The organism is Cellulomonas cellasea, from assembly GCF_030372105.1.
GTDB classification, from domain to species: domain Bacteria; phylum Actinomycetota; class Actinomycetes; order Actinomycetales; family Cellulomonadaceae; genus Cellulomonas_A; species Cellulomonas_A cellasea_A.
This window is the reverse complement of the sequence record NZ_JAUDBQ010000001.1, coordinates 142,880-168,341: the sequence shown is the minus strand read 5'-3', so window position 1 is coordinate 168,341 and position 25,462 is coordinate 142,880. Positions and strand designations below refer to the sequence as shown.

The 25,462-nt window shown below is 73.6% G+C and carries 19 protein-coding genes and 1 tRNA gene; 15 read left to right on the top strand and 5 right to left on the bottom strand.

What is annotated here, in order from left to right; all coding sequences use genetic code 11:
• Positions 1–11: 11 nt before the first annotated feature.
• Positions 12–1,814 carry a dolichyl-phosphate-mannose--protein mannosyltransferase gene (locus QUV83_RS00695; protein WP_436231857.1) on the bottom strand — a complete coding sequence of 601 codons (1,803 nt, stop codon included), beginning with the start codon at positions 1,812–1,814 and terminating at the stop codon, positions 12–14.
• A 151-nt stretch (positions 1,815–1,965) separates the two neighbouring features.
• Here QUV83_RS00695 and rsmI point away from each other — a divergent pair, with 151 nt between their 5' ends.
• Positions 1,966–2,865, top strand: a complete 900-nt coding sequence (gene rsmI / locus QUV83_RS00690; protein ID WP_436231856.1) for a 16S rRNA (cytidine(1402)-2'-O)-methyltransferase — start codon at positions 1,966–1,968, stop codon at positions 2,863–2,865.
• 25 nt (positions 2,866–2,890) lie between these two features.
• On the opposite strand, the gene QUV83_RS00685 is transcribed toward rsmI, so the two are convergent.
• Positions 2,891–3,499 carry an isochorismatase family protein gene (locus QUV83_RS00685; protein WP_289561659.1) on the bottom strand — a complete coding sequence of 203 codons (609 nt, stop codon included), beginning with the start codon at positions 3,497–3,499 and terminating at the stop codon, positions 2,891–2,893.
• Positions 3,500–3,640: 141 nt separating this feature from the next.
• On the opposite strand from QUV83_RS00685, the gene QUV83_RS00680 reads away from it, so the two are divergent.
• From QUV83_RS00680 to QUV83_RS00640, 9 genes are all read left to right on the top strand, one after another.
• Complete coding sequence (locus QUV83_RS00680) at positions 3,641–4,822, top strand: aminotransferase class I/II-fold pyridoxal phosphate-dependent enzyme (RefSeq protein ID WP_289561658.1); 1,182 nt, start codon at positions 3,641–3,643, stop codon at positions 4,820–4,822.
• Positions 4,823–4,902: 80 nt separating this feature from the next.
• Entirely contained in the window at positions 4,903–6,531 is a 1,629-nt protein-coding gene (gene metG / locus QUV83_RS00675) for a methionine--tRNA ligase (RefSeq protein ID WP_289561657.1), read from the top strand.
• A complete protein-coding gene (locus QUV83_RS00670) occupies positions 6,528–7,472 on the top strand; it encodes a TatD family hydrolase (RefSeq protein WP_289561656.1) in 945 nt (314 codons plus the stop codon). The genes metG and QUV83_RS00670 overlap by 4 nt, the downstream gene beginning before the upstream one ends.
• Positions 7,473–7,717: 245 nt before the next feature.
• Positions 7,718–8,872: a ubiquitin-like domain-containing protein gene (locus tag QUV83_RS00665; protein ID WP_289562119.1), complete on the top strand. Its 1,155-nt coding sequence runs from the start codon at positions 7,718–7,720 to the stop codon at positions 8,870–8,872.
• Between the two features lie 387 nt (positions 8,873–9,259).
• Positions 9,260–10,363, top strand: coding sequence for a resuscitation-promoting factor (locus QUV83_RS00660; RefSeq protein WP_289561655.1), 1,104 nt, complete (start codon positions 9,260–9,262; stop codon positions 10,361–10,363).
• 96 nt (positions 10,364–10,459) lie between these two features.
• The gene (gene rsmA, locus QUV83_RS00655) at positions 10,460–11,386 is read left to right on the top strand and encodes a 16S rRNA (adenine(1518)-N(6)/adenine(1519)-N(6))-dimethyltransferase RsmA (RefSeq protein ID WP_289561654.1); all 927 of its coding nucleotides are present in this window, start codon (positions 10,460–10,462) and stop codon (positions 11,384–11,386) included.
• Entirely contained in the window at positions 11,383–12,327 is a 945-nt protein-coding gene (locus QUV83_RS00650; RefSeq protein WP_289561653.1) for a 4-(cytidine 5'-diphospho)-2-C-methyl-D-erythritol kinase, read from the top strand. Before rsmA ends, QUV83_RS00650 begins: the two co-directional genes overlap by 4 nt.
• Positions 12,328–12,424: 97 nt before the next feature.
• Positions 12,425–14,257 carry an ABC-F family ATP-binding cassette domain-containing protein gene (locus QUV83_RS00645; protein WP_289561652.1) on the top strand — a complete coding sequence of 611 codons (1,833 nt, stop codon included), beginning with the start codon at positions 12,425–12,427 and terminating at the stop codon, positions 14,255–14,257.
• Positions 14,227–15,834, top strand: a complete 1,608-nt coding sequence (locus QUV83_RS00640) for a hypothetical protein (RefSeq protein ID WP_289561651.1) — start codon at positions 14,227–14,229, stop codon at positions 15,832–15,834. Before QUV83_RS00645 ends, QUV83_RS00640 begins: the two co-directional genes overlap by 31 nt.
• A gap of 40 nt (positions 15,835–15,874) precedes the next feature.
• Here QUV83_RS00640 and QUV83_RS00635 read toward each other — a convergent pair whose 3' ends face one another.
• Together QUV83_RS00635 and QUV83_RS00630 are read right to left on the bottom strand one after the other, a co-directional pair.
• The gene (locus QUV83_RS00635; RefSeq protein WP_289562117.1) at positions 15,875–16,366 is read right to left on the bottom strand and encodes a MarR family winged helix-turn-helix transcriptional regulator; all 492 of its coding nucleotides are present in this window, start codon (positions 16,364–16,366) and stop codon (positions 15,875–15,877) included.
• A gap of 143 nt (positions 16,367–16,509) precedes the next feature.
• Positions 16,510–17,109: a TetR/AcrR family transcriptional regulator gene (locus tag QUV83_RS00630; RefSeq protein ID WP_289561650.1), complete on the bottom strand. Its 600-nt coding sequence runs from the start codon at positions 17,107–17,109 to the stop codon at positions 16,510–16,512.
• A gap of 119 nt (positions 17,110–17,228) precedes the next feature.
• Between QUV83_RS00630 and QUV83_RS00625 the strand changes: the two genes are divergently transcribed.
• Positions 17,229–17,300 (top strand) — tRNA-Gln (locus tag QUV83_RS00625).
• A 70-nt stretch (positions 17,301–17,370) separates the two neighbouring features.
• Here QUV83_RS00625 and QUV83_RS00620 read toward each other — a convergent pair.
• Positions 17,371–20,745: a beta-glucosidase gene (locus QUV83_RS00620; protein WP_289561649.1), complete on the bottom strand. Its 3,375-nt coding sequence runs from the start codon at positions 20,743–20,745 to the stop codon at positions 17,371–17,373.
• A gap of 443 nt (positions 20,746–21,188) precedes the next feature.
• Here QUV83_RS00620 and glmU point away from each other — a divergent pair, with 443 nt between their 5' ends.
• The 4 genes from glmU to pth all read left to right on the top strand — a co-directional run bounded on the left by glmU (position 21,189) and on the right by pth (position 25,450).
• Positions 21,189–22,838: a bifunctional UDP-N-acetylglucosamine diphosphorylase/glucosamine-1-phosphate N-acetyltransferase GlmU gene (gene glmU / locus QUV83_RS00615; RefSeq protein ID WP_289561648.1), complete on the top strand. Its 1,650-nt coding sequence runs from the start codon at positions 21,189–21,191 to the stop codon at positions 22,836–22,838.
• Complete coding sequence (locus tag QUV83_RS00610) at positions 22,835–23,818, top strand: ribose-phosphate diphosphokinase (protein WP_289561647.1); 984 nt, start codon at positions 22,835–22,837, stop codon at positions 23,816–23,818. Before glmU ends, QUV83_RS00610 begins: the two co-directional genes overlap by 4 nt.
• A gap of 272 nt (positions 23,819–24,090) precedes the next feature.
• Positions 24,091–24,711 (top strand): 50S ribosomal protein L25/general stress protein Ctc, encoded by a 621-nt coding sequence (locus QUV83_RS00605; protein WP_289561646.1) that lies wholly within the window; start codon positions 24,091–24,093, stop codon positions 24,709–24,711.
• Between the two features lie 121 nt (positions 24,712–24,832).
• The gene (gene pth / locus QUV83_RS00600) at positions 24,833–25,450 is read left to right on the top strand and encodes an aminoacyl-tRNA hydrolase (protein WP_289561645.1); all 618 of its coding nucleotides are present in this window, start codon (positions 24,833–24,835) and stop codon (positions 25,448–25,450) included.
• Positions 25,451–25,462 lie beyond the last annotated feature (12 nt).

The following is a 25,462-nucleotide window of genomic DNA, read 5'->3' as shown; positions in this document are numbered from 1 at the left end:
CGGCCGGCGCGTCAGATCCAGCTCGTCAGCCACATGTGCATGCGCCAGAAGTCGTACGGGATGACCCACGCCGTCCAGATCGGGTAGAAGAACGCGCTCACCGCCACGATCAGCGCCACGAAGGCCGCCGCCCACCCGATGGCCTGCCGCCGGGCCCGGCGGTCGCCGTCGGGCGGCCCCACCACGAGGCCCAGCACGTAGGTCAGGGTGAGCACCACCCACGGCACGAACGCCACCGAGTAGAACGTGAAGATGGTGCGCTCGGCGTACAGGAACCAGGGGAGCCACCCGGCGACGATGCCGGACAGCACCGCGCCCGCGCGCCAGTCGCGCTGCCACACGAGCCACACCAGCGCGACGAGGATCGCCGCCGCGCCGGCCCACCACAGCAGCGGGTTGCCGAGCGACGTGATCGCCTGCGCGCAGGAGTCGGCCCCGCAGGCCTCGCGCGCGGCGTCGCCCGACAACGAGGAGACCTCGCTCGGGTACCAGTAGGACGTGGGCCGCCACTGCACGATCCAGCCCAGCGGATGCGCCGAGTAGGTGTGCTCCGACGTCAGGCCGCGGTGGAACCCCCACATGTCCTGGTGGTACTTCACCAGCGAGCGCAGGGCCTCGGGCAGCCACTGGACGCCCTGATCCGGGTTCTCGGCCGCCCACTGGCGCAGGTAGGCCTGCGGGGTGCGGAACCATGACGCCCACGAGGCCACATACGTGACGGCGGCGATGCCCACCATGGCGATGCCCGCGGGGACGGCGTCCCGCACGAACGTGGCCAGCGGCCAGTTCCGGACGCCTGCCGCGCGGCGGGCCGTGGCGTCCCACGCGACGGTCATCAGGCCGAAGACCGCCAGGAAGTAGAGGCCAGACCACTTGGTGCCGATGCACAGGCCCAGCAGCACCGCGGCCGCGAGCCGCCACCAGCGGACGCCGAGCCCTGGGCCCCAGCCGAGCGTGCCGCCCGCGTCGAGGATCACCGCCGTGCGGTCCGCGAGGCGCCGTCTGGCCTGCTCGCGGTCGAGGATCAGCGCCCCGAACGCGGCCAGCGCGAAGAACATCACGAAGCCGTCGAGCAGGCTGATGCGCGAGCCCACGATCGCGGCGCCGTCGACGGCGAGCAGCAGCCCCGCCGTGACCCCCAGCGCGTTCGAGGCGAACAGCCGCCGGGCGATGCGCACCATCAGCAGCACGCTCAACGTGCCGACGATGGCGGCCGCGAGCCGCCACGCCGCCGAGTTGCCCGCGCCGCCGCCGAGCTCGATGCCCCACCCGATGAGCCACTTGCCCACCGGCGGATGCACCACATACGACGGGTCGACGCCGAGCATGCTCGTGTCGCCCGCCTCGAACGCCGGGTTCGGCTCCTCGCCCCACTGGGCCTCATAGCCCTGGGTCAGCAGCGAGAACGCGTCCTTGACGTAGTAGGTCTCGTCGAAGACGAGGCTGTGCGGGGTGCCAAGCCGCACGAAGCGCAGCACGGCGGCCAGCGCGGTGACGGCCAGGGCCCACAGCCAGCCGGTCAGCCGGGCGCGCGGGGTGGCGTCGAGCAGCAGCGTGCGCTCGCCGAGCAGCCTGCGGCGCAGGCGCTCGACGGTGGGCAGGGGCAGCTCCTCGTCGGCGGTGCGCTCGTCGTGGGCGCCGTCATCCGTCGGCGGCCACGGCGGCGGGCCGGCGTCGTCGCCGGCCGGCTCGTCGATGGCGCGGGGGTGCGCCGCGTCGACCTCCACAGCGGTGGGAACGCCAGCGGGGCCGACCGGCGCGTGGCCGTTCTGGCGGGTGGCGTCATCCTCGGGTGTACGCGGCACGCGGGTCATGTTAGGCGGGGCGACACCGCCGCCGACAGTGCCCAGATGCCTCGTCTGCGCCGCGGCGCCCGGGGCGGCTTCGCGAACGTGGCTCCGGTGGGAGCAGGGCCCCGGCGGGCAGGCGACGGGCGAGGACGCCGGGGGTGGCAGGCTGGGACGCGTGAGCACCCCCACGACCCCCACGCCGGCCTCCGTCCCCACGGCGCCCGGGCACGGCGCCACGACCGGCCGCCTCGTGCTCGCCGCGACGCCCATCGGCGATGTGGAGGACGCGTCGCTGCACCTGCGCCGGCTGCTCGCCGAGGCTGATGTGGTCGCCGCGGAGGACACCCGGCGGCTGCGAGGGCTCGCGTCCCGGATGGGCGTGGTGATCGGCGGGCGCGTGGTCAGCTACCACGAGCACAACGAGGCCGAGCGGGCCGGAGACCTGTTGGAGGTGGTCGCCGGGGGCGGCACCGTCCTGGTGGTCACCGACGCGGGCATGCCCGCGGTGTCCGACCCCGGGTTCCGGGTGGTGGAGGCGGCCGTCGCGGCCGGGCTGCCGGTGACCGCCGCGCCCGGGCCCAGCGCCGTGCTCACCGCGTTGGCGCTCTCCGGGCTGCCGACCGACCGGTTCTGCTTCGAGGGCTTCCCGCCCCGCAAGCCCGGCGAGCGGGCGCGGGCCCTGGCCGAGCTCGCCACCGAGCGCCGCACGCTCGTCTTCTTCGAGGCGCCGCACCGGCTGGCGGACACCCTCGCGGCGATGTCCGAGGCCTTCGGCGCGGAGCGGCCCGCCGCCGTGTGCCGCGAGTTGACCAAGACGTATGAGGAGGTCCGCCGCGGCCCGCTCGGGGATCTGCTGGCCTGGGCGCGGGCCGGGGAGGTGCGCGGCGAGATCGCCGTGGTGGTGGGCGGGGACGTGGGCCGGGCAGCGGTGTCCACCGCGGACCTGGTCGCGGAGGTGCTCGCCCGGGCGGATGCCGGGGAGCGGCTCAAGGACGCGGTGTCCGAGGTGGCCGAGGCCGCCCAGGTGCCCAAGCGCGACCTCTACGCCGCGGCCCTCGCCGCCCGCAAGCGCTGACGGCCCCCGCGGTTCGCCGGCCGGCTCAGGCGTCCTGGGAGGCGACCAGCTCGGCGCCCGCGGCGGACATCGCCTGCCGGGCCTGCAGGCCCTGCTCGGGGGTGACCGGCACGGTGAGGTCGGTGAGCACGCGGGCCCGCAGCCCGAGGGTGAGGGCGTCGAGCGTCGTGGCCTTCACGCAGTGCGACTCGGCGATGCCCACCACGTCGACATCCGTCACCTGCCCGGCGTCGAGCAGTGCCGCCAGTGAGCGGCCCTCGGCGTCCACCGCCTCGAACCCCGAGTAGGCCGCGGCGTACTCGCCCTTCTTGACGCTGGCATCGGGCCGGAGCCCGGCCAGCGCGGGGTGCAGCTCGGCCTCGGCGGTGCCCGCCACGCCGTGCGGCGGCCAGGTGTCGATGAAGTCCGGGGCCTCGCTGAAGTGGGCGCCCGGGTCGATGTGCCAGTCCTGGGTGGTGACGACGAGGTCGTAGCGGTGGCGGTTCTGGGCGGCGTAGGCGGCGATCGCCTCGGCCACGGCGTTGCCGCCCTCGACGCCGAGCGCGCCGCCCTCGCAGAACGTGGGCTGCACGTCGACGACCAGGAGCGCACGGTGCGTGCGCGTGCTGGCGGGGGCGGGGGTGGGGCCGGGCATGGGGGTCTCCTGAGGTGGTGCGGTCGCTCCTGGCCAGCCTCTCAGGTTCGGCGCGGGGAGTCAGCCCTCGGCGCGTCGCGGATGCCCTGGCCGCGGCGAAAGCCCTGGCCGCCGCGCCGCCTGCGGGTCTAGCGTCCGGGCATGGAGTTCCGTCGCATCCCGGGCCTGCCGCCCTACGTGTTCACGATCATCGACTCGCTCAAGCTCGAGGCCCGCCGCGAGGGGCGCGACGTCATCGACCTGGGCTTCGGCAACCCGGACCTGCCCAGCCCGCAGGTCGCCGTGGACAAGCTGGCCGAGGCGGCGGCGAACACCCGCAACCACAGGTACTCCTCCTCACGCGGGCTGCCCAAGCTGCGCCAGGCCGTGGCCGACCTGTACTCGCGCCGCTTCGGCGTCGCGCTGGACCCGGACACCGAGGTGCTGTCCACCATCGGCGCCAAGGAGGGGTTCAGCCACCTCATGTGGGTGCTGCTGCAGCCCGGTGACGCGGCGATCGTGCCGACGCCCAGCTACCCGATCCACATCTGGGGCCCGTACTTCGCGGGCGCCGACGCGCGCCAGGTGCCCATCGGCGACGGGGACGACGGCGCCGGGTACATCGACCGCGTGATGGAGGCGTGGGAGCTGGGCTGGCCCAAGCCGCGCGTGGTGGTGCTGTCGTTCCCGCACAACCCCACGACCACCACCGTCGAGCTCGCGGACCTGCAGAGGCTGGTCGACTGGGCCCGCGAGCGGGACGTGGTGCTGGTGCACGACCTGGCCTACGGCGACATGTGCTTCGACGGGTGGAGCCCCCCGTCGATCCTGCAGTGCGAGGGCGCCAAGGAGGTGGCCGTCGAGCTGTACTCGATGACCAAGTCCTTCTCGATGGCCGGCTGGCGCGTCGCGTTCCTCGTCGGGCGGCCGGATGTGGTCGGCGCGCTGGCCAAGCTCAAGAGCTACCTGGACTACGGCACCTTCCAGCCCATCCAGATCGCCGCGACGGTCACGCTCAACGAGGCGGCCGACTACCCGCGCGAGCTCAACAAGGTCTACGAGGCGCGGCGTGACGCCCTCGTCGACGGCCTGGGGCGCATCGGCTGGGACATCCTCAAGCCCAAGGGCACGATGTTCGCCTGGGCCAAGATCCCGGAGCCGTACGCGGACATGGGCTCAATCGAGTTCGCCCAGCACCTGGTGCGCGAATGCGACGTCGCGGTCTCGCCCGGCGTCGGCTTCGGCCCGGGCGGCGACGGGCACGTGCGGTTCGCGCTGATCGAGAACGAGCAGCGCATCGCGCAGGCCGTGCGAGGGCTGCGCCGCGGGCTGACCCGGCTCTGACGGGCGGCGCTGCGACCGACGCGGGGCCGACCCGTGAAATGACAGGGAGACTGCCCTGGCGGCGGTCCTACGATGAACCCATGCCCGACGCGCGCTCGACCTTCTACCTGACGACCCCGATCTACTACGTGAACGACGCCCCCCACATCGGGCACGCGTACACGACGGTGGCGGCGGACGTCATCACCCGCTGGCACCGCCAGCGCCAGGAGCCCGTGTGGTTCCTGACCGGGACGGACGAGCACGGCCAGAAGGTCATGCGCACCGCCGAGGCGAACGGCGTCAGCCCGCAGGAGTGGGCCGACCGCCTGGTCGAGGACGCCTGGAAGCCCGTGCTCGAGACGCTCGACGTGCGCAACGACGACTTCATCCGCACCACGCAGCCGCGCCACACCGAGCGGGTGCAGGCATTCATCCAGGACCTCAAGGACAAGGGCGAGATCTACGCCGGCTCCTACGAGGGCCCGTACTGCGTGGGCTGCGAGGAGTACAAGCTGCCCGGCGACCTGGTGGACGGGACCGGCGAGTACGCGGGCCAGAAGGTCTGCGCCATCCACGGCCGCCCCGTGGAGATGCTCTCCGAGCAGAACTACTTCTTCCGGATGAGCGCGTACACGCAGCGGCTGCTCGACTTCTACGAGCAGAACCCCGACTTCGTGCAGCCGGCCAGCGCGCGCAACGAGGTCATCGCGTTCGTCAAGCAGGGCCTGCAGGACCTGTCGATCTCCCGGAACACGTTCGACTGGGGCATCCCGATCCCGTGGGACACCACGCACGTGCTGTACGTGTGGTTCGACGCGCTGCTGAACTACGCCACGGCCATCGGCGTCGACTCCGACGACCCGGAGGAGAAGGCCCGCTTCGAGCGCACCTGGCCGGCGAACGTGCACCTGGTCGGCAAGGACATCCTGCGCTTCCACGCGGTGATCTGGCCGGCCATGCTGATGGCCGCCGGGCTGCCGCTGCCCGGGCAGGTCTTCGCGCACGGCTGGCTGCTGGTGGGCGGCGAGAAGATGAGCAAGACCAAGCTCACCGGCATCGCGCCCAGCCAGATCATCGACACGTTCGGCTCGGACGCGTTCCGCTACTACTTCCTGCGGTCCATCGCCTTCGGGCAGGACGGGTCGTTCTCCTGGGAGGACCTGGCCGCCCGCTACCAGGCTGAGCTCGCGAACGGGTTCGGCAACCTGGCCTCGCGCGTCGCGGCGATGATCGGCAAGTACTACGGCGGGGTGCTGCCGACGCCGGGCCCGCAGTCCGACGCCGAGGAGGCGCTCGCGGCCGTGGCGGCGCGCGCCGTGACGGACGCCGAGGACGCCATCGACCGGCTCGCGCTGCATGAGGCGATCGCGGCGGTGTGGACGCTCGTCGAGGCGACGAACGGGTACATCACCGAGCAGGAGCCGTGGAAGGTCGCCAAGGACCCGGCCGAGGTCGGCCCCGACGGCGCCGCAGTCCAGGGCGGGCGGCTCGCGACGATCCTGGTCACGGCCGCCGAGGCGCTGCGCGCGCTCGCGGTGCTGCTGCACCCGGTGACCCCGAAGGCCGCCGCCGCGCTGTGGGAGTCGCTGGGCGCCGAGCCGGCGCTGGGCGCGCTCGCGCTGCAGCCGGTCGACGCCGCCGCGCGCTGGGGCCAGCTGCGTCCCGGGACCGTCGTCACCAAGGGCGCGTCGCTGTTCCCGCGCATCGAGGAGCCGGCTGAGCAGTGAGCCGACGCACGCGCGAACGGGGATGGCCCGCCGCCCCCGAGCCGTTGCCCGTGCCCGTCGTCGACAACCACACGCACCTCGAGAGCGTGCTGTCCTTCGACGTGCCCGGGGACGGTGACGGGGGAGGCGCCCCGCGCACGCTCGACGATCACCTAGCAGCCGCGGCCGCCGTCGGGGTGACGCGCATGGTGCAGGTCGGCTGCGACCTGGACGCCGCCGCGTGGACTGACGCGCTGCTGCGCGAGCGGGCCGCCGCGGGGGACCGCACGCTGCTGGGGGCGCTCGCAGTGCACCCGAACGAGGCGGTGCTGCACGCGGGCGTCCGCGAGGTGGCCCCGGACGGCCTGGATCCGGCGCCCGAGGCCCGGCACGACGTGCCCCTCGACGCGGCGATCTCCCGGATCGCGGAGCTGGCCCGTGGCAACGAGCGGGTCCGCGCGATCGGCGAGACCGGGCTGGACTTCTTCCGCGCCGGGCCGGCCGGCCGCCGGGCGCAGGTCGAGGCGTTCCGGGCGCATATCGCGCTCGCCAAGGAGCTGGGCCTGGCCCTGCAGATCCACGACCGTGACGCGCACCAGGACGTCATCGACGTGCTGCTGCGGGACGGCGCGCCCGAGCGCACGGTGTTCCACTGCTACTCGGGCGACGCGCAGATGGCCGCCGTGTGCGCCGAGCACGGCTGGTACCTGTCGTTCGCGGGGCCCGTCACGTTCAAGGCGAACGACGGGCTCCGGGAGGCCCTGCGGGCCACGCCGCTCGACCGGGTGCTCGTGGAGACTGACGCGCCGTATCTGACGCCGCACCCGTACCGCGGCCGGCCGAACTCGCCGTACCTGCTGCCGCACACCGTGCGCCACGTCGCCGCGACGCTGGACCGGGACTTGGCCGACGTGTGCGCGGCCATCGCGGCGACCTCACAGGACGTCTACGGCCCCTGGTGAGCCCGTTCGGGGCGCCGCCACAGGAGTGAGGGTCGGGTGAGAACCCGCCGATCAGGCCGCTGTCGGCTACCCGCTAGCGTCACGGATCGGTTACGGTCGGTGCGGCCGACCGGCAGCGACGTCCGCTGCCACTTCCCCCAGCACGAGGAGCACCGGTGCCCCAGCACGACGCGCAGCCGCAGACGCGGCGCGAGCGTGCGGCGCTGCGCGAGGCCCAGGAGCGCTCGGCTCGCGAGGCCTCCGGCATATCCCGCGTGGCCCGGCTCGGCGCCCAGGCGCTCGTCCTGGCCCTCGTCGCAGGCGGCACCAGCGCCTTCGCCGTGCTGCACAAGACCGTCACCGTGGACCTCGACGGGCAGACCGTCGAGGTCAGCGCGTTCGGCCGCACCGTGGGCGACGTGCTCGCCGGCGGCGGCATCGAGGTTGGCGAGCGCGACTTGGTCGCGCCGGGCGTCGACGAGCCGGTGAGGAACAACTCCCAGGTCGTGGTGCGGCACGGGCGTGAGCTCGACGTGGTGATCGACGGCTCGGAGCAGCGCGTGTGGACCACCGCGCTGACGGTGGGCGAGGCGGTGGACGGCCTGGGGCTGCGCGGCGGGGACACGCTGCTGTCGGCGTCGCGCTCGGCGTCGCTCGGCCGGGAGCCGCTGCGGGTCTCCACCCAGAAGACGATCCACCTCGCGGTGGACGGGCAGGTCATCGACGGCGTGACCAGCGCGCCCACGGTCCGCGAGGCGCTGCGCGAGATCGGCCTGGTGCTCGAGGAGGGCGACCAGGTCTCGGTGCCGCTGGACGCGACGGCCGTGGACGGTTTGGTCGTCCTGGTCACCCGCGCCAGCGTGGGCGGGGAGACGCAGACCGAGGTCGTGCCCTTCGAGGTCGAAGAGGTCGAGGACCCGGCGCTCGTCAAGGGCAACAAGGTCGTCAAGACCAAGGGCAAGGCCGGGGTGCGGACCACCACGTACTCGCTGTCGATCGTGGGCGGCGCCGTCGTCGAGCGGACCGTCGTGGCGTCCGTCGTGACGGTGGCGCCCGTGACGCAGGTCGTCCGGGTCGGCACCCAGGAGCTCCCCGACCCGTCCACCGTCGTGGTGGAGCCGGGCAGCGCGCAGGAGCTCGGCAAGCAGCTCGCGGCGGCGCGGGGGTACGGCGACGACGAGTTCGCCTGCCTGCTGTCGCTGTGGAAGAAGGAGAGCGGCTGGCGGGTGAACGCCGAGAACAAGTCGTCGGGCGCCTACGGCATCCCGCAGGCCCTGCCGGGCTCGAAGATGGCCACTGTGGCCGACGACTGGCGCACCAACCCGGCGACCCAGATCACCTGGGGTTTGAACTACATCGAGGGCCGTTACGGCACTCCCTGCGGGGCGTGGGCCGCCTCCCAGGCCAAGGGCTGGTACTGACCCCGAGGGCTCCGCGCTGACAGCCGCCGATTGGCACATCTGTCACGCACCAGTTACGGTCCTATGTCGCTCGAACGCCGTTCGCCACCTGTGTGGTGGTGTGCGCGCGGGCGACGCCGGCTCGTTCACGACACGTGACCGCGGGCCGTGACTGCCGGATCGGGGATCCGGACCAGCGGGTGCAGCCTCCCAGGAGGACGCACATCGTCGTGCGGCCGGTCGGTCGACGTCGTCGTTGGGGCCTGTCTGAGGCCGCACCGTCTCCCCGTGCCCGGGAACTCCGACGTCTGGAAACGCGTGACTTCCTCGACTCAATCCCCCTCCACGGACGCTTCCGAGAGCGCCGCCCCCCGCCGCCGGGCCACCGGCTCGGCCCCCTTCCGCTCCATGCGATTCCGCGCCGTCGTCGCGGCGACAGCAGTCCTGCTGGTCGGCTCCGGCACCGCCGTCGCAGCCGCCGCCCACAAAACCGTCTCGCTGGACGTGAACGGCGAGACCACGACCGTGACCACCTGGTCCGGCAGCGTCGAGGGGCTCCTCGACGAGAAGGACATCGAGATATCCGAGCGTGACCTGGTCGCCCCCCTGGGGGCCCTGCAGGACGGCGCCGAGATCGTCGTCCGGCACGCACGCCAGATCGACGTGCAGACCGATGGGACCGCCGAGAGCGTGTGGACCACGGCGCTCACCGCCGACGAGGCCCTCGAGACGCTGGCGTCGCGCGGCGCCGATGTGCGGCTCCTGGCCACCCGCTCCACCGCCGACGGCCGCCCCGAGCTGTCGCTCGAACTGACCCTGGACGGCCCCGCCGACGTGGTCGTGGACGGCCAGACACTCACCGTCGACGACGGTTCCACCACCGTCGGGGACGCCCTCGACGGCCTGGGCATCACGCTCGGCGAGCACGACACCGTGACCGTCACCCGCACCGACGCGGGCCGTGTGTCCGTCGTCGTGAGCCGCGTGACCGTCGAGGAGGTCACCACCACCAGCGAGATCGCCTTCGGCACCGTGACGCAGGACGACGCGTCGCGCTACGTCGGCCAGAAGGCCGTCGTCACCCAGGGCGTCGCCGGTGTCCGCACCGTCGTCGACCGCGTCACCACTGTGGACGGCGTGGAGACGGCCCGCGAGACCCTCTCCGACACGGTGGCCCAGGCCCCGGTCGACGAGGTCGTCAAGGTGGGCACCAAGAAGCGGGCCGCGGCGTCCTCGTCGTCGGGCAGCGCCATCACCGCGGGCGGCGCCGCCGACTCGTTGAACTGGGCCGCGCTGGCGAAGTGCGAGTCGGGCGGCAACGCGTCGATCGTCTCCGCGACCGGCAAGTACCACGGGCTGTACCAGTTCTCGGTGGCCACGTGGCAGGCCGTCGGCGGCACGGGCCTGCCCTCGCAGGCGTCCGCCGACGAGCAGACGGCCCGCGCGAAGATGCTCTACAACCGCTCGGGCGCCGGGCAGTGGCCGCACTGCGGCTCACGCCTGTTCAGCTGACGGACGCGGCATCGCAGCACCCTGTCGCGAGCGCGCACACCCTCCGGGGAGTGCGCGCTCGCGGCGTCTCCGGCGCGGGCCGTTAGGCTCTGGGGCATGACTGCCACCGCCGGACCCCTGCTCGGTCCCGCGGAGATCCGCGAGCTGGCCGCACGGGCGGGCATCCGCCCCACCAAGACCCTCGGACAGAACTTCGTGCTCGACGGGGGCACGGTCCGCAAGATCGTGCGCCAGGCCGACGTGACAGCGGGCGAGCGGGTCGTCGAGGTCGGGCCGGGGCTCGGCTCGCTGACGCTCGGGCTGCTGGAGGCGGGGGCCAGCGTCGTCGCCGTGGAGATCGACCCGGTGCTCGCGGGCCTGCTGCCGGGCACCGTCGCCGCGCATGTCCCCGGCGAGGCCGACCTGACGGTCGTCGGGGCCGACGCGCTGGAGGTGCACGAGCTGCCGGGCCCGCCGCCCACCGCGCTCGTCGCGAACCTCCCGTACAACGTCTCGGTGCCGGTGCTGCTGACCTTCCTCGAGCGGTTCCCGAGCCTCGAGCGCGTGCTGGTGATGGTGCAGGCGGAGGTTGCCGACCGCCTGGCCGCGCCCCCCGGCAGCCGCGTCTACGGGGTGCCGTCCGCGAAGGTCGCCTGGTACGCCTCGGCCCGCCGCACCGCCACCGTGGGCCGCAACGTCTTCTGGCCGGCGCCGAACGTGGACTCGGCGCTGGTGCGCATGGACCGGCGGGAGCCGCCGGTGACGTCCGCCACCCGGCAGCAGGTCTTCGCGGTGGTCGACGCCGCGTTCGCGCAGCGCCGCAAGATGCTCCGCGCGGCACTGGCCCCGCTGGCCGGCTCCCCACAGGCGGCCGTGCGCGCGTTGGAGGGCGCGGGCATCGACCCGCAGACCCGTGGCGAGCGGGTGGACATCGACGGCTTCGCGCGGATCGCGGCACAGCTCGCCGAACAGGCCGGCGCCGAGCCGGGGCCGGTGGAGCAGTCCGGGCCGCCCGTGGGCGGACCTGGCACAGTGGAGCCGTGACCCAGCCCCGCGTCGAGATCGGCAGCCAGCCCGAGGTCCGGGTCCGCGCGCCCGGCAAGGTGAACTTGGGGCTGCGCGTCGGCGCCCGCGAGCCCGACGGCTACCACCCCCTGGTGACCGTGTTCCAGGCGGTGTCGGTGTACGAGGACGTCGTGGCGACCCCCGGGGACGGCCTGACGCTCTCGGTCAGCGGCCCGCAGGCGCACCTGGTGCCCACGGACGAGACGAACCTGGCTTTGCGCGCGGCGCGCGCCCTCGCGGAGTTCGCGGGCATCGACGACGGCGTGCACCTGCACATCGAGAAGTCGGTGCCGGTGGCCGGAGGGATGGCGGGCGGATCGGCGGACGCGGCGGCGGCCCTGCTCGCCTGCGACGCGTTCTGGGGCGCCGGGCTCAGCCGCGACCAGCTGCACGAGCTGGCCGCGGGCCTCGGCTCGGACGTGCCGTTCGGGCTGGTTGGGCACACCGCGATCGGATCGGGCCGGGGCGACGTGCTGACGCCCGCGCTCAGCCGCGGCGAGTACCACTGGGTCTTCGCCGTGCGGGACGTGGGCCTGTCGACGGCGCGCGTCTACGCGGAGTTCGACGCCTTGGCCGGCGCGGGCTCCGGCGCCTTCGGCCCGGACAGCGACCTGGAGCTGCTGCAGGCGCTCCGCGCGGGCGACGCGACGGCGCTCGGGCGCGCGCTGCGCAACGACCTGCAGCCCGCGGCCCTCGAGCTGGCGCCCGAGCTGGCCGAGACCCTCGCGGCGGCGGATGACGTGGGCGCCCTGGGCGTCCTCGTGTCCGGCTCGGGGCCGACAGTGGCGGCGCTGGCGCGCAGCCGGGCCCACGCGCAGGTGATAGGCGCGGCGCTGACCGCGGCCGGCGTCGCCGACACGGTGCTCACCGCCGTCGGGCCCGTCCCGGGGGCGCGGGTCATCGCCAGCCCGTCGCCGTAGCATCGGAGGCGGCACGGCATCGACAGGCAGGCGCCCCGTCGCCCGCTCGGACCGGCCCCACCAACAACCGCACGCCCGTCCCCATGGAAAGAGCTCGATGGCCCACCTGCTCGGAGCGGACTCCGTCTCGCTCACGCTCGGCACCCGCACGCTCCTCGACGAGGTGAGCCTCGGGCTCGACGACGGCATGCGCGTCGGGGTGGTCGGCCCCAACGGCGCCGGCAAGTCCACGCTGCTGCGCGTGCTGGCCGGCATCCAGGCGCCCGACTCCGGCCGTGTGACCCGCGCGGGCAGCGTGCGCGTCGCCGTGCTCGACCAGCGGGACGAGCTGCCCGCCGGGAAGACGGTGCGGGACCTGGTGCACGGGGACGCCGACGAGCACACCTGGGCCACCGACCCCCGGATCCGCTCGGTGCACGCCGGGCTGCTGGCCGACCTGTCCTTCGACGACGACGTCGCCACGCTCTCCGGCGGGCAGCGCCGCCGTGTCGCGCTGGCCCGGCTGCTGGTGCGCGACGACGAGGTGCTGGCGCTCGACGAGCCCACCAACCACCTGGACGTCGAGGGGGTCGCCTGGCTCGCCGAGCACCTGGCCGAGCGGTACGCGCGCGGCAACGGGGCACTGGTGGTCGTCACCCACGACCGCTGGTTCCTCGACGCGGTGTGCACGCGCATGTGGGAGGTCAACGACGGCGGCGTCGAGGGGTACGAGGGCGGGTACGCCGCCTACGTGCTGGCCCGCGCGGAGCGGGCGCGCACGGCGGCCGTCACGGAGGAGAAGCGGCAGAACCTGCTGCGCAAGGAGCTCGCGTGGCTGCGCCGCGGCGCCCCGGCCCGCACCTCCAAGCCGAAGTTCCGCATCGACGCCGCCACCGAGCTCATCGCCGACGAGCCGGCGCCCCGCGACCAGCTCGAGCTGACCCGGATGGCCACCAGCCGGCTCGGCAAGGACGTGCTGGACCTGGAGGACGTCACCCTCCGCTTCGACGAGCCCGCCACCGCCGACAGCCCTGCCGTGCGCGGCCGGGCGCTGCTCGACGACGTGACCTGGCGGCTGGGCCCGGGCGACCGGTACGGCATCGTCGGGGTCAACGGCGCGGGCAAGACGACGCTGCTGCGCCTGCTCGCCGGGCGGCTGGAGCCCACGTCGGGCCGGGTCAAGCGGGGCAAGACGGTGCAGGTGGCCGAGCTCACGCAGGACGTGGAGGACCTCGACGAGCTCGCCGACCTGCGTGTGGTCGAGGTGGTCGAGCGGGAGAAGCGCACCGTCGTGGCCGGCGGCAAGGAGCTGACCGCCGCGCAGCTCGTGGAGCGGCTCGGCTTCACCAAGGACCGCGCCCGCACCCCGGTGCGGGACCTCTCGGGTGGGGAGCGCCGACGGCTGCAGCTCCTGCGGCTGCTGGTGGGGGAGCCGAACGTGCTGCTCCTCGACGAGCCCACGAACGACCTCGACACCGACACCCTGGCCGCGCTCGAGGACCTGCTCGACGGCTGGCCGGGCACGCTCATCGTCGTCTCGCACGACAGGTACCTGCTGGAGCGGGTCTGCGACCGGCAGGTGGCCCTGCTGGGCGACGGCGCCATCCGCGACCTGCCGGGCGGGGTGGAGCAGTACCTCGAGCTGCGCCGCGCCGCGCCCGGGACCGCGCGCCCGGCGGCCGCACCCAGCGGGGCGCCGTCGAGCGCGGCCGACGACGCGCAGCCCGCGCCCAGCGCAGCCGACCAGCGCGCCGCCCGCAAGGAGGTGCAGCGCGTCGAGCGCCGGCTCGGCAAGATCGCCGAGCTCGAGGCGCGCCTGCACGAGAAGATGGCCGCCCAGGCCACCGACCACCAGGCGGTCCAGCGGCTCGACGCCGAGCTGCGGGCCCTCGCCGAGGAGCGCGACGCGCTCGAGGAGCTGTGGCTGGCGGCGGCGGAGAGCGCCGGGTAGCGCTGCCGGCCCCGCGGTCGGGCAGCCGCGGGCTCGTCGTCCTGGCACTCATCCTCGGCTGCCTCGCGGTGGCCATGCGCCTGGGCCCGGTGCTGCACCGGGGGTCGTTGCGCGGGGTGATCGGCTACGACGACGGCGTGCACCTCGCCGCGGCGCAGCACCTGCTCGCGGGCGACCTGCCGTACACGGACTTCACCTTCCTGCAGCCGGGCGGCGTCGTGGTGGCCCTGGCGCCGTTCGCGGCGGTGGCGGGCTTGGTCGGCGACTCCTGGGCGCTGGCCGCCGCGCGGGTCGCGGTGGTGCTGGTCGGCGCCGTGAACGCCGTGCTCGTCGCGATGATCCTGCGTCCGCGCGGGTGGACGGCGGCAGTCGTCGGCGGGGCGCTGTACGCCGCGTGGGGCACGATCACGATCGCCGAGCGGACGGTGTACCTCGAGCCGCTGCTCAACGTGTGCGTGCTGGTCGCCCTGCTCGGGTTGCGCCGGGCCCCGGGCGACCGGGCCGGGCCGGCTCCCCGAGCGGTGCGGGTGGCGGGGGCGATGGCCGGGCTGGCCGTCGCGTTCAAGCTGTGGGGCGCCGCCGACGTGCTGGTGCTGGGCGCGCTGGTCGGGGCCCGGGCGGGAGTGCGCGCCGTCGGCCGCGGGGCGCTGTGGTGCGTGGTGGGGCTCAGCCCGGCGCTGGCCCTCGCGGTGGCGGACCCGTCGGCGGCCTGGCGGAACATCGTCGCGATCCAGCGGGGCCGCGAGGCCAACCCGACGGGCGCCCTGGAGCGGATCGGCACGCTCGTGTCCCCGGTGGCGCTCACCGGCCCCACCATCGGGCACGCCCTCGCCGTCGCGGGCGGACTGCTGCTCCTGGCCCTGTGCGCGGCGCCGGTGGCCCGCGCCGTCTACGCCCGCGTGCGGCCGAGGGACTGGTCCGACCCGGTGTGGTGGGGGCTGCTGGCCCTGGCCCAGATGGCGCTGCTGCTCGTGGCGCCGAGTTGGGGCACGCACTACACCGCGTTCGTGGGGCCCGCGCTGTGCCTGCTGCTCGGGGCGGGCGCCGGCCGCCTGGCCGCGCGGCTGCCCACGCAGGCCCACCCGTGGGCCATCGCGGCAGGCGCGGTGTTGGCGGTGCCGCTGGCGGTCTCCGGCGCCGTGGCGCCCGGCTGGGGACGGCCCCTCGCCAACGAGCCGCTGGCGGCCTTCGCCCGGGAGCACGAGTGCACATGGAGCGCCACGCCGTCGGTGCTCGCCGCGGCCGACGCGAGCAGGCGGCAGATCCGGGCGGGCTGCCCCGACGTGGTGGACATCTTCGGGCTCCGGCTGGCCCTCGACGAGGGCAGCCCGACCCCCGAGCTGGCCGCCGCGGACGCCCGCGCGGCCCGGGGCGCAGGACCGCCCGCAGGACCGCCCGCGGGGCTGCCGCCCGACGAGCGCGTCATCTGGGCGCAGCTGGCCGACGCGCGCGGCGCGCTGCTGACGAACCAGCTCTCCCGGAACGAGATGAGCCCCGCGCTCGAGGAGTGGCTGCGCGGGGAGTTCGCCCAGGCGGGCCGCAACCACCACGTCGGGTTGTGGGAACGGCTGCCGTGACGGCTCATGGCCGTCGCAGGGGCTAGTGGGCGTCGAAGGGCTAGTGGGCGTCGAACGGGGCGACCACGCTGCGCAGCAGGTCAGCGAGCCGGGCCCGGTCCTCGTCGGCCAGGCCGGCCAGCAGGGTGCGCTCCTCGTCGAGCAGGTCGGCGAGGGCGCCGTCCACACGCGTGCGGCCCAGGTCGGTGAGCTCGACGAGCACCCCGCGCCGGTCCTCCGGGGAGGGCATCCGGGACACGAAGCCACGCTGGGTCAGCCGGTCGATGCGGTTGGTCATCGTCCCGCTCGTCACCAGCGTCTGCGTCAGCAGGGCGCCGGGGGAGAGCCGGTACGGCGCGCCCGCGCGGCGCAGCGCCGAGAGCACGTCGAACTCCCACGTCTCCAGGCCATGCCGCGCGAACACCGCGCGGCGCGCCAAGTCCAGGTGCCGGGCGAGCCGGCTGACGCGGGACAGCACCGTGAGCGGTGTGACGTCCAGGTCGGGGCGCTCGCGCTCCCAGGCCGTGACGATCCGGTCGACCTCGTCGCGCATCCCGCCCTCGGGCCCGGGGCCCGCCGTGGCGCTGACGCGCTGCCCCGCGGTCGCCGTCGCGTCCCTGTCGTCGGCGTCGTCCGCCGGAGTGCTGCCTGCCGCCATGCGCTGAGATTACTCGCCGTCGAGATAACGGCGCCCGCTCACGGCGCGCTGGCCAGCCGCGGCCGGCGCTCCAGGCCCGACAGCCCGTTCCACGCGAGGTTCACCAGGTGCGCCGCGACCTCCGCCTTGCCGGGGCTGCGCGCGTCGAGCCAGTACTGCCCGGTGAGCGCCACCATCCCGACCAGCATCTGCGCGTAGATCGGCGCGGACTTGGGGTCCAGGCCCTGCTTCTTGAACTGGTCGCCGAGCCGGTGCTCCACCTGGGTCGCGACGTCGCCGATGAGGCTGGAGAACGTGCCGGTGGCCTGCGCGACAGGGGAGTCCCGCACCAGGATCTGGAAGCCGTCCGTGGAGTTCTCGATGTAGTTCAGCAGCGTCATCGCCATCCGCTCGACGAGCACCTTCGGGTGGCCGCCGCCGTCCAGGGCCGAGGTCAGCGCGTTGGTGAGGTGCTGGATCTCGCGGTCCACGACGACCGCGTAGATGCCCTCCTTGCCGCCGAAGTGCTCGTACACGACAGGCTTGGAGACCTTGGCCCGGGAGGCGATCTCCTCGACGCTCGTCCCGTCGAAGCCCTTCTCGGCGAAAAGGACACGGCTGACGTCGATCAGCTGCTCTCGTCGCTCCACGCCGGTCATCCGGGGGCGCGTTTGTCGTCTCGCGTCGGTGGCCACGAGGACATCATGCCGTGCGTGGCCTGGCAGACTGGTCTGCCGAGGCGCACATCACCCCCTCTGCGGGCGGCGGTGTGGGCCGGTCCGCCCTGGTGTAACGGCAGCACGCAGGCCTTTGGTGCCTTGCGGTCCGGGTTCGAATCCTGGGGGCGGAGCAAGCGCCGCCGTGTCGGGGCGCCACCTGCTGGCGCCCCGACACGGCATGGCCTCTCCCTCCGCGGGCCGCTACTCGCGCAGCAGCTCGCCCTCGTCCTCGGGCTCCACGGCCAGGCCGTCGAGCTCCGCGCGTGCCGCGGCGCCCGCCCCCGGTGGCGTCCCGCCGAGCTCGACGATGATGGCGTCGATGCTGCGCAGCAGCGCCGCCTCGGCGTCGTCGGCGAGGTTGAGTGCCAGCACCTCGGCCCGCATCGTCCGCAGCAGCACGACAGCCCCCGCGTCATTGCCCCTGGCCTCGACCGCGCGCACGCGGAAGAGCGTGTTCCGCAGGGCGACGACGTCCACCGGGTCGACGACCCCGGTGTCCTCGAAGTGCTGCAGCATGAGGTCGAGGTCCCGGAGCGAGGTCTTCAGATAGAACCTGAAGGTCTCGGTGGTGGAGTTGCCGGACGGGTCCGTGGCCGTCACGACCAGCGTGTGCTGGCCCAGGTCCAGGCGCCACAGCTCGAGCGGGACCGACAGGTCGATCGGCTGGCCGTCGAGCGTCGCGACGACGGTGGCCGTCGGGTCGTCGACCGTCAGGCCCCAGTCGATCGTGCCGCCCACGCCGTAGAGCCCGCCGTCAGTGAACCCGGTCAGCTCGAACGTCGGCGGCGTGGTGTCCGGCTCCAGCGGCTCGCGGACCTCGAGGGTCGAGGTCAGCCGCACATCCCGCGACGACGAGCCGACATACAGGTCGGTGGTCCCCGTCGGGGTGATCCAGTAGCCGAACTCCGTGTCCCAGTACGCCAGCACGTGCTGGGGCGTGTAGAGCTCGATGGGCACCTCGACGGTGGCGGTCTCCCCGGGCGCCAAGGTCACCCGGCCCCAGCCGAGCAGCGCCTGCGGCGGTGTCACGGCCCGATCGGTGGGCAGCCGGCCGTTGTAGACCTGCACCACCTCGGTGGAGGTGAACGTGCCGGTGTTCGTCACGTCGACGCTCACCAGCCCCGGCTCGGACGTGTCCGGCCCCTCGTTCTGCCGGGCCCGCGGGCCGGTGACCTGGAGGTTGTCGTACGCGAACGACGAGTACGACAGCCCGTGCCCGAACGGGAACAGCGGCTCCACGCCCAGCTCGTCGTAGGCCCGGTAGCCGACGAAGACGCCGTCGGTGTAGTCGACGGTGATGTCGGGGACGTTGACGTCGAGGTAGGGGTTCGCCAGGCCGATCTCGTCGACGACCTGCTCCTCCGACGCCGGCCACGTGATCGGCAGCCGACCGCTGAAGTCCTCGTCGCCGAACAGCAGCGCGGCGATGGCGCTGCCCTGCTGCTGGCCCGGATACCAGGACTCGAACACCGCTGGGACGCTGTCCAGCCAGGGCATCTCCACCGGCGCCCCCGTGGCGAGCACGACGACGACGTTGGGGTTGACCGCGGCCACCGACTCGATCAGCAGGCTCATGTCTTGGAACAGCCCCAGGTTGCCGCGGTCGAGGGACTCGCCCATGTAGTCGTTGGCGACGATCACCGCGACGTCGGACGTCGCGGCGGCCCCGACGGCCTCCTGGATCTGCGGTGAGGCGTTGCCGTTCGGCGGGACCCAGGAGAACCGGATGGTGGGGCCGATCTCCGACGTGGTCCCCGGGCAGCACTGGTTCGGCGCGTCGGCGACGTACTCGATGACGATGTCGTAGCTCTGCCCGGCGGTGAGCTCGAGCTCGGTGGACAGCGTCTGGATGGTGTCGGCGTCGGCCGTGAGGACCTCCTGGCCGTCCACCGACAACGTCACCTGGCCCAGCACCGTCACGCCGAGCTGGTAGGGGCCCGTCTCCGTCGGGTTCAGCGTCCCCGACCAGCGGACCGACGGGTTCGGCGCGCCGAGGAACGCGTCGGGCAGCTTCGGCGCGGGGGACGGGTTGTACCCGAACTGGCCGAACACCGCGGCGAGCCCCTCCGCCCAGTTGACCTGGTCCTCGACCCGGGTCGTGTTGGGCGTGCCGCTGAAGTCGGACGTGGTGAACCACTCGGCCCAGAGCCCGGGACCGGAGCCGGTGGACGGCTGCAGCACCCCGGACGGGACCGGCGGGTCGCCGGGCATCAGGTCGCCCGGGCGCACCGGGTCGGCGCCGTCGACGTGCGTGACCGCCACGCCGCTCCCGGCCCGGTCGGCGATGCCGTCCAGGATGGTCGTCAACTGCGTCGGGTCGACGACGATGTCGCTGCCGAACCCGGTGAGGTACCGGTCCGCGGCCTCGCCGATCACGGCGATCGAGTCGAGCTCGTCGGCCTCCAGCGGCAGCGCCCCGTCCTCGTTGCGCAGCAGCACCGACCCGTCGACGGCGATGCGGTACGCCGTCTCGTCACCCGCCGCCACGACCTCGTCCGAGAGCGGCGGCGTCGCCGGCTTCGGGTTCTCCAGGCTGCCGACGGGCGGGTGGTCGATGATCCCGTCCTTGAAGTACGAGCGCAGGATGCGGTGCACCATGTCCTCGAACCGCTCCGGGGTGATCGTCCCGTCCTCGACTGCCGCGGTGAACGTGGCGAAGTCGGGGAAGCCCGGGCCGCACACGTCCGCGCCGAGGTTGTACGCCTCGAGGGTGGTGCACGCGTTGAAGTCGGAGGACACCCACCCGGGGTACCCGAGCTCGCCCTTGAGGATGTCCCACAGCAGGTTCGGGTTCTCGCAGGCGTGCGTCCCGTTCACGCGGGGGAACGCGCACATGACCGCGCCGGGCTCCGCCTCGACCAGCGACTCCCAGGTGCGGACGTAGACCTCCCGGAGCGTGCGCTCGTCCAGCACGGCGTCCAGCGTGGTGCGCTGGGTCTCCTGGTTGTTGGCGACGTAGTGCTTGGGCAGCGAGTAGACGCCGTTGGTGTCGTTCGTCTGGTTGACCCCGGCGATCACGTTGCCGGGCATCAGCCCCGCGAGCAGCGGGTCCTCGCCGTAGGTGGCCCACTGGCGGCCGTTGAACGGGCTGCGCACCAGGTCGCTCGACGGGCCCGCCCAGCCCGAGAATCCCGTGAGGTGGGTCTCGAGCCCCGCCTGGCGGCCGAAGGCCTGCGCCAGGTCGGGGTTCCATGTGGAGGCGAGCGAGGCGCCCGCCGGGAAGGCCGTCGTCGGGACGTCCGCGACGATCACGCCGGTGGCGCCGTCGATCTCCCGGCGTGCGGGGACGCCCAGCTCGGGGATCGCCGTGGCCCCTGCGCCGCTGCCGTTGAACAGCGTGAGCTTCTGGTCGAGGGTCATCGCGTCGGCGAGCAGGTCGGCGCGCTCGTCGGGCGACAGGTCGGTGTTCATCCACGGCTCGTCCTGGGCGGTGGCCGACGTGGCCATCGTCGTCAGGCCGGTGGCCATCACCACCAGGGCGAGGGTCGCGGCGGTCGACCTGCGCGCGAGCCTGCGGAGTCGTCGGTGCGGCGGGGCGGAGCGCCCTCGCGTGACATGGGACTGCCATGGCTCCATCGCCAAACCTCCAGAGCGCCGCTGACGGCGCATCGCGGCCACCGTGGGCGGCCTGCGGCTTCGCCGGGCGGCCGTCGTGGCCAGGCCTGGCGCTGAGCGGGGGAAGTGGGTGAGGGCCACTGTGGGCCACGCACCTGACGGGCTCCGCCCGACGGGAGCGTCCAGCCTCGGACGGCTCGAGCGGCGGGCTGCCGTGATGCGGCCGCTGCTGAGGGGAGCCGGCAGCCGCTGGGCTCAACGTAACATTTAGTGACAAACCGCGCGAAGCGCCGAACGGCGCCGGGCCGGGGCCGAGCGCATCGACGTGCGCATGATCACAGGACGTGGTGAAGTGCCGGGTCAGCCCACCGGCTGAACGAGCGCCAGCCCTCGCGGCGGTAGAGTGCTGGTGCGCAAGATCCGCCGCCCGACAGCTCGGGCAGATCCGACGGGAGCACCCACAGGTGACCACCCCCCGCCCAGCAGCCGTCATCGTCCTCGCCGCCGGCGAAGGCACACGGATGCGTTCGGCGACACCCAAGGTTTTGCATACTCTGGCTGGCCGCAGCATGCTCGGCCACGCCCTGACCGCCGCACGTGAGCTCGACCCAGGCCGCGTCGCGGTGGTCGTGCGCCACGAGCGCGAGCTCGTCGCCGCCCACGCCCGCGAGGTCGACCCGCAGGCGCTGATCGCCGACCAGGACGACGTGCCGGGCACTGGCCGGGCCGTCCAGTGCGCCCTCTCGGTGCTCGACGCCGCGGCCCAGGCCGATGCCGCACGTGCCGGCGAGGGGCTGCCGGCCACCGGCGCCGTCGCAGGCGTGCGCGTCGAGGGCCCCGTCGTGGTGCTCGCGGGGGACATCCCGCTGCTCGACGGCGGCACCCTCGCCGAGCTCCTCGCCGCCCACGTGGCCGACGACGACGCGGTGACGGTGCTCACCACCGAGGTCGACGACCCCACGGGCTACGGCCGCGTGCTGCGCGACCCGGCGACGGGCGACGTGACGGGCATCGTCGAGGAGAAGGACGCCGACGCCGACCAGCGCGCGATCCGCGAGATCAACTCCTCGGTGTACGTCTTCGACTCCACGGTGCTGCGCGGCGCGCTCGGCCGGCTCGGCCGGGACAACGCGCAGGGCGAGGTGTACCTGACGGACGTGCTGGCCATCGCCCGCGAGGACGGCGGCCGGGTGCGCGCGCTGCGCACCGACGACCCGCTGCTCGTCGAGGGCGTCAACGACCGCGTGCAGCTCGCCACGCTGCGCGCCGAGCTCAACCGCCGGATCCTCGACGACTGGATGCGCGCGGGGGTCACCGTCGTGGACCCGGCGACGACCTGGGTCGACGTGGACGTGGACCTGGCGCGCGACGTCACGCTGCTGCCCGGCACCCAGCTCCACGGCGCCACGTCGGTGGGGGAGGGCGCCACGGTCGGCCCCGACACCACCCTCGCGGACGTCGAGGTGGGCGCCGGCGCTTCTGTGGTGCGCACCCACGGCTCGCTCGCGGTGATCGGCGAGGGGGCCACGGTGGGCCCGTTCGCCTACCTGCGGCCCGGGACTGTGCTGGGCGCCCACGGCAAGATCGGCACATTCGTCGAGACGAAGAACGCGCAGATCGGCGCCGGCTCCAAGGTGCCGCACCTGTCCTACGTGGGCGACGCGACCATCGGCGAGGAGACGAACATCGGCGCCGCGTCGGTGTTCGTCAACTACGACGGCGTGAACAAGCACCACACGACGATCGGCTCCTACGCCCGCACCGGCTCGGACAACATGTTCGTCGCGCCGGTCACGGTGGGCGATGGCGCGTACACCGGCGCCGGCAGCGTCATCCGGCGTGACGTCCCCCCGGGCGCCCTCGCGGTGAGCAGCGGCGCCCAGCGCAACATCGAGGGCTGGGTGGTGCGGGCCCGCGCCGGCACACCCGCCGCCGCGGCCGCCGAGCGCGCGCTCGGCGGCCAGCCGGACGAGCTCTCGCCGCAGGCGCGCGCCGAGCGGGGGCGCGCCCAGAGCGCCTCCACCGGCCCGGTCCCCACCCCGCCCCCCACGCTGCCCGACCAGCCGACTGAGCTGCCTGACGCACCAACGAACACGAAGGACTCCGCACGATGACCGGGATCGTCTCCCCTGACGGTGAGCGGAGGCTCGTCCTCATCTCAGGCCGGGCCCACACCGACCTTGCCGCTTCCGTCGCCGAAGAACTGGGCAGCGAACTCGTTCCCACCACCGCGTACGACTTCGCGAACGGCGAGATCTACGTCCGCTTCGGCGAGTCGATCCGCGGCTCGGACGCGTTCGTCCTGCAGAGCCACGCGGCGCCGATCAACCAGTGGATCATGGAGCAGCTGCTCATGGTCGACGCCCTGAAGCGCGCCTCCGCGAAGACCATCACCGTGGTCGCGCCGTTCTACGGCTACGCGCGGCAGGACAAGAAGCACCGTGGCCGCGAGCCGATCTCGGCCCGCCTCATGGCGGACCTGTTCAAGACCGCCGGCGCCGACCGGCTGATGAGCGTGGACCTGCACGCCGCGCAGATCCAGGGCTTCTTCGACGGCCCGGTGGACCACCTGTGGGCCATGCCGATCCTCACCGAGTACGTCCGCACCCGGGTCGACACGTCGAACGTGACTGTCGTCTCCCCGGACGCCGGCCGCATCCGCGTGGCCGAGCAGTGGGCCGCCAAGCTGGGCGGCGGGCCGCTGGCCTTCGTGCACAAGACGCGTGACATCTCACGCCCGAACCGCACCGTGGCGAACCGCGTGGTCGGCGACGTCGAGGGCCGCAGCTGCGTGCTCGTGGACGACCTCATCGACACGGCCGGCACCATCTCCGGAGCGGTGCGCGTGCTCATGGAGGCGGGCGCCAAGGACGTCATCGTCGCGGCGACGCACGGTGTGCTCTCCGACCCGGCGATCGACCGCCTGCAGCAGTGCGGCGCCCGTGAGGTCATCATCACGGACACCTTGCCGATCCCGGATGAGCGCCGCTTCGACAAGCTCACCGTGCTGTCCATCGCGCCGCTGCTGGCGCGTGCCATCCGCGAGGTCTTCGACGACGGCTCTGTCACGTCGTTGTTCGACGGCCAGGCCTGATCCTGCCTGGCGCCGCCTCAGGCGGCACGACCCGGCTTGGGGGAAGCACCCAGGCCGGGTAGGATCATCAGGTTGCCCCGGCGAGGGACGCCGAAGGCCTGGTTCCGCGAGTAGTCCGGCGGGTGCTCACGCACCGCGGGACAGCGCAGCGACCAGCCTCCGGGTCCGTGATCGACTGGGCGGTTGCCGCCTCCGCGTGCCCGTCCTGCGCCCCGCGTCGAGGCCACCACTCAGCTTCGTCACCATTCATCGTCTGCTTTCTGGGAGTCATCGTGTCCGAGGTCAAGCTCGTCGCCACCGCCCGTTCCGAGTTCGGCAAGGGCGCGGCGCGCCGCCTGCGCCGTGCGCACCAGATCCCCGCCGTCCTCTACGGGCACGGCACCGACCCGCTGCACGTCGCCCTGCCGGGCCACGAGACGATGCTCGCCCTCAAGCAGGCGAACGCGCTGTTCGCGATCGAGCTCGACGGTGAGAAGACCCTCGCGATCGCCAAGGACGTCCAGCGCGAGCCGGTCCGCAACGTCATCGAGCACGTCGACCTGCTCATCGTGAAGAAGGGCGAGAAGGTCTCCGTCGAGGTCCCGATCGTCGTCGTGGGCGAGCCCGAGCCGGGCACGATCCACATCTTCGACCTGCAGACCCTGGCGCTCGAGGCCGAGGCGACGAACCTGCCGCGCGAGATCGAGGTCTCCATCACGGGTGTCGCCGCTGGCGAGATCGTCTTCGCCCGCGACATCCCGCTGCCCGAGGGCGCGGTGCTCGTCACCGACCCCGACGCCGCGATCATCTCCGTCACGGCGCCGCAGGCGTCCGCTGCCGACATCGCCGCCGACGCGGCCGTCGCCGAGCTGGCCGCCGAGCAGTCGGCGGAGTCCGCAGCCGAGAAGGCCTGAGCCACCCTGCCGGCCGCTAGGCGGCCGGCAGGCGCAGCGACGCCCGGTACCGTTCGACGGTGCCGGGCGTCGTCGCGTCCACGCCCGGGCACGTCGTCGCGGGGAGATCGGAAGGAAGCGCATGTCGGAGGGACCCTGGCTCGTCGTCGGGCTCGGCAACCCGGGCCCGCAGTACGCGGGCAACAGGCACAACGTCGGCCAGATGGTGCTCGACGAGTTGGCGAGCCGCACCGGCGCCACGTTCGGGGCGCGCGGCGGGCTGCTGTCGCGGCGGCCGAAGGCGGCAGTCGCCGAGGCCCGGCTCGGCACGTTGCCGGGCGGGGCCCCCGGCCCCCGGGTGGTGCTCGCCAAGCCGACCACCTACATGAACGTCTCCGGCGGCCCGGTGGCGGCGCTGGCCCAGTACTACGACGTGCCGGCCGAGCGCGTGGTGATGGTGCATGACGAGCTCGACATCCCGTACGCGGAGATCAAGCTGAAGATCGGCGGGGGCGAGGGCGGCCACAACGGGCTGCGCGACACCTCGAAGGCGTTGGGCACCAAGGATTATGTGCGCGTGCGGGTCGGCGTGGGCCGCCCGCCTGGCCGGATGGATGCCGCGGACTATGTGCTGAGGGACTTCACGGCCGCCGAGCGCAAGGACCTGCCCTGGCTGGTGGACGCCGCCGCGGATGCGGTGGAGCTCGTCGTGACGGAAGGGCTCGAGCGCGCCCAGTTGAAGTACCACACCCGCTCCTAGCCGCCCAGGCCT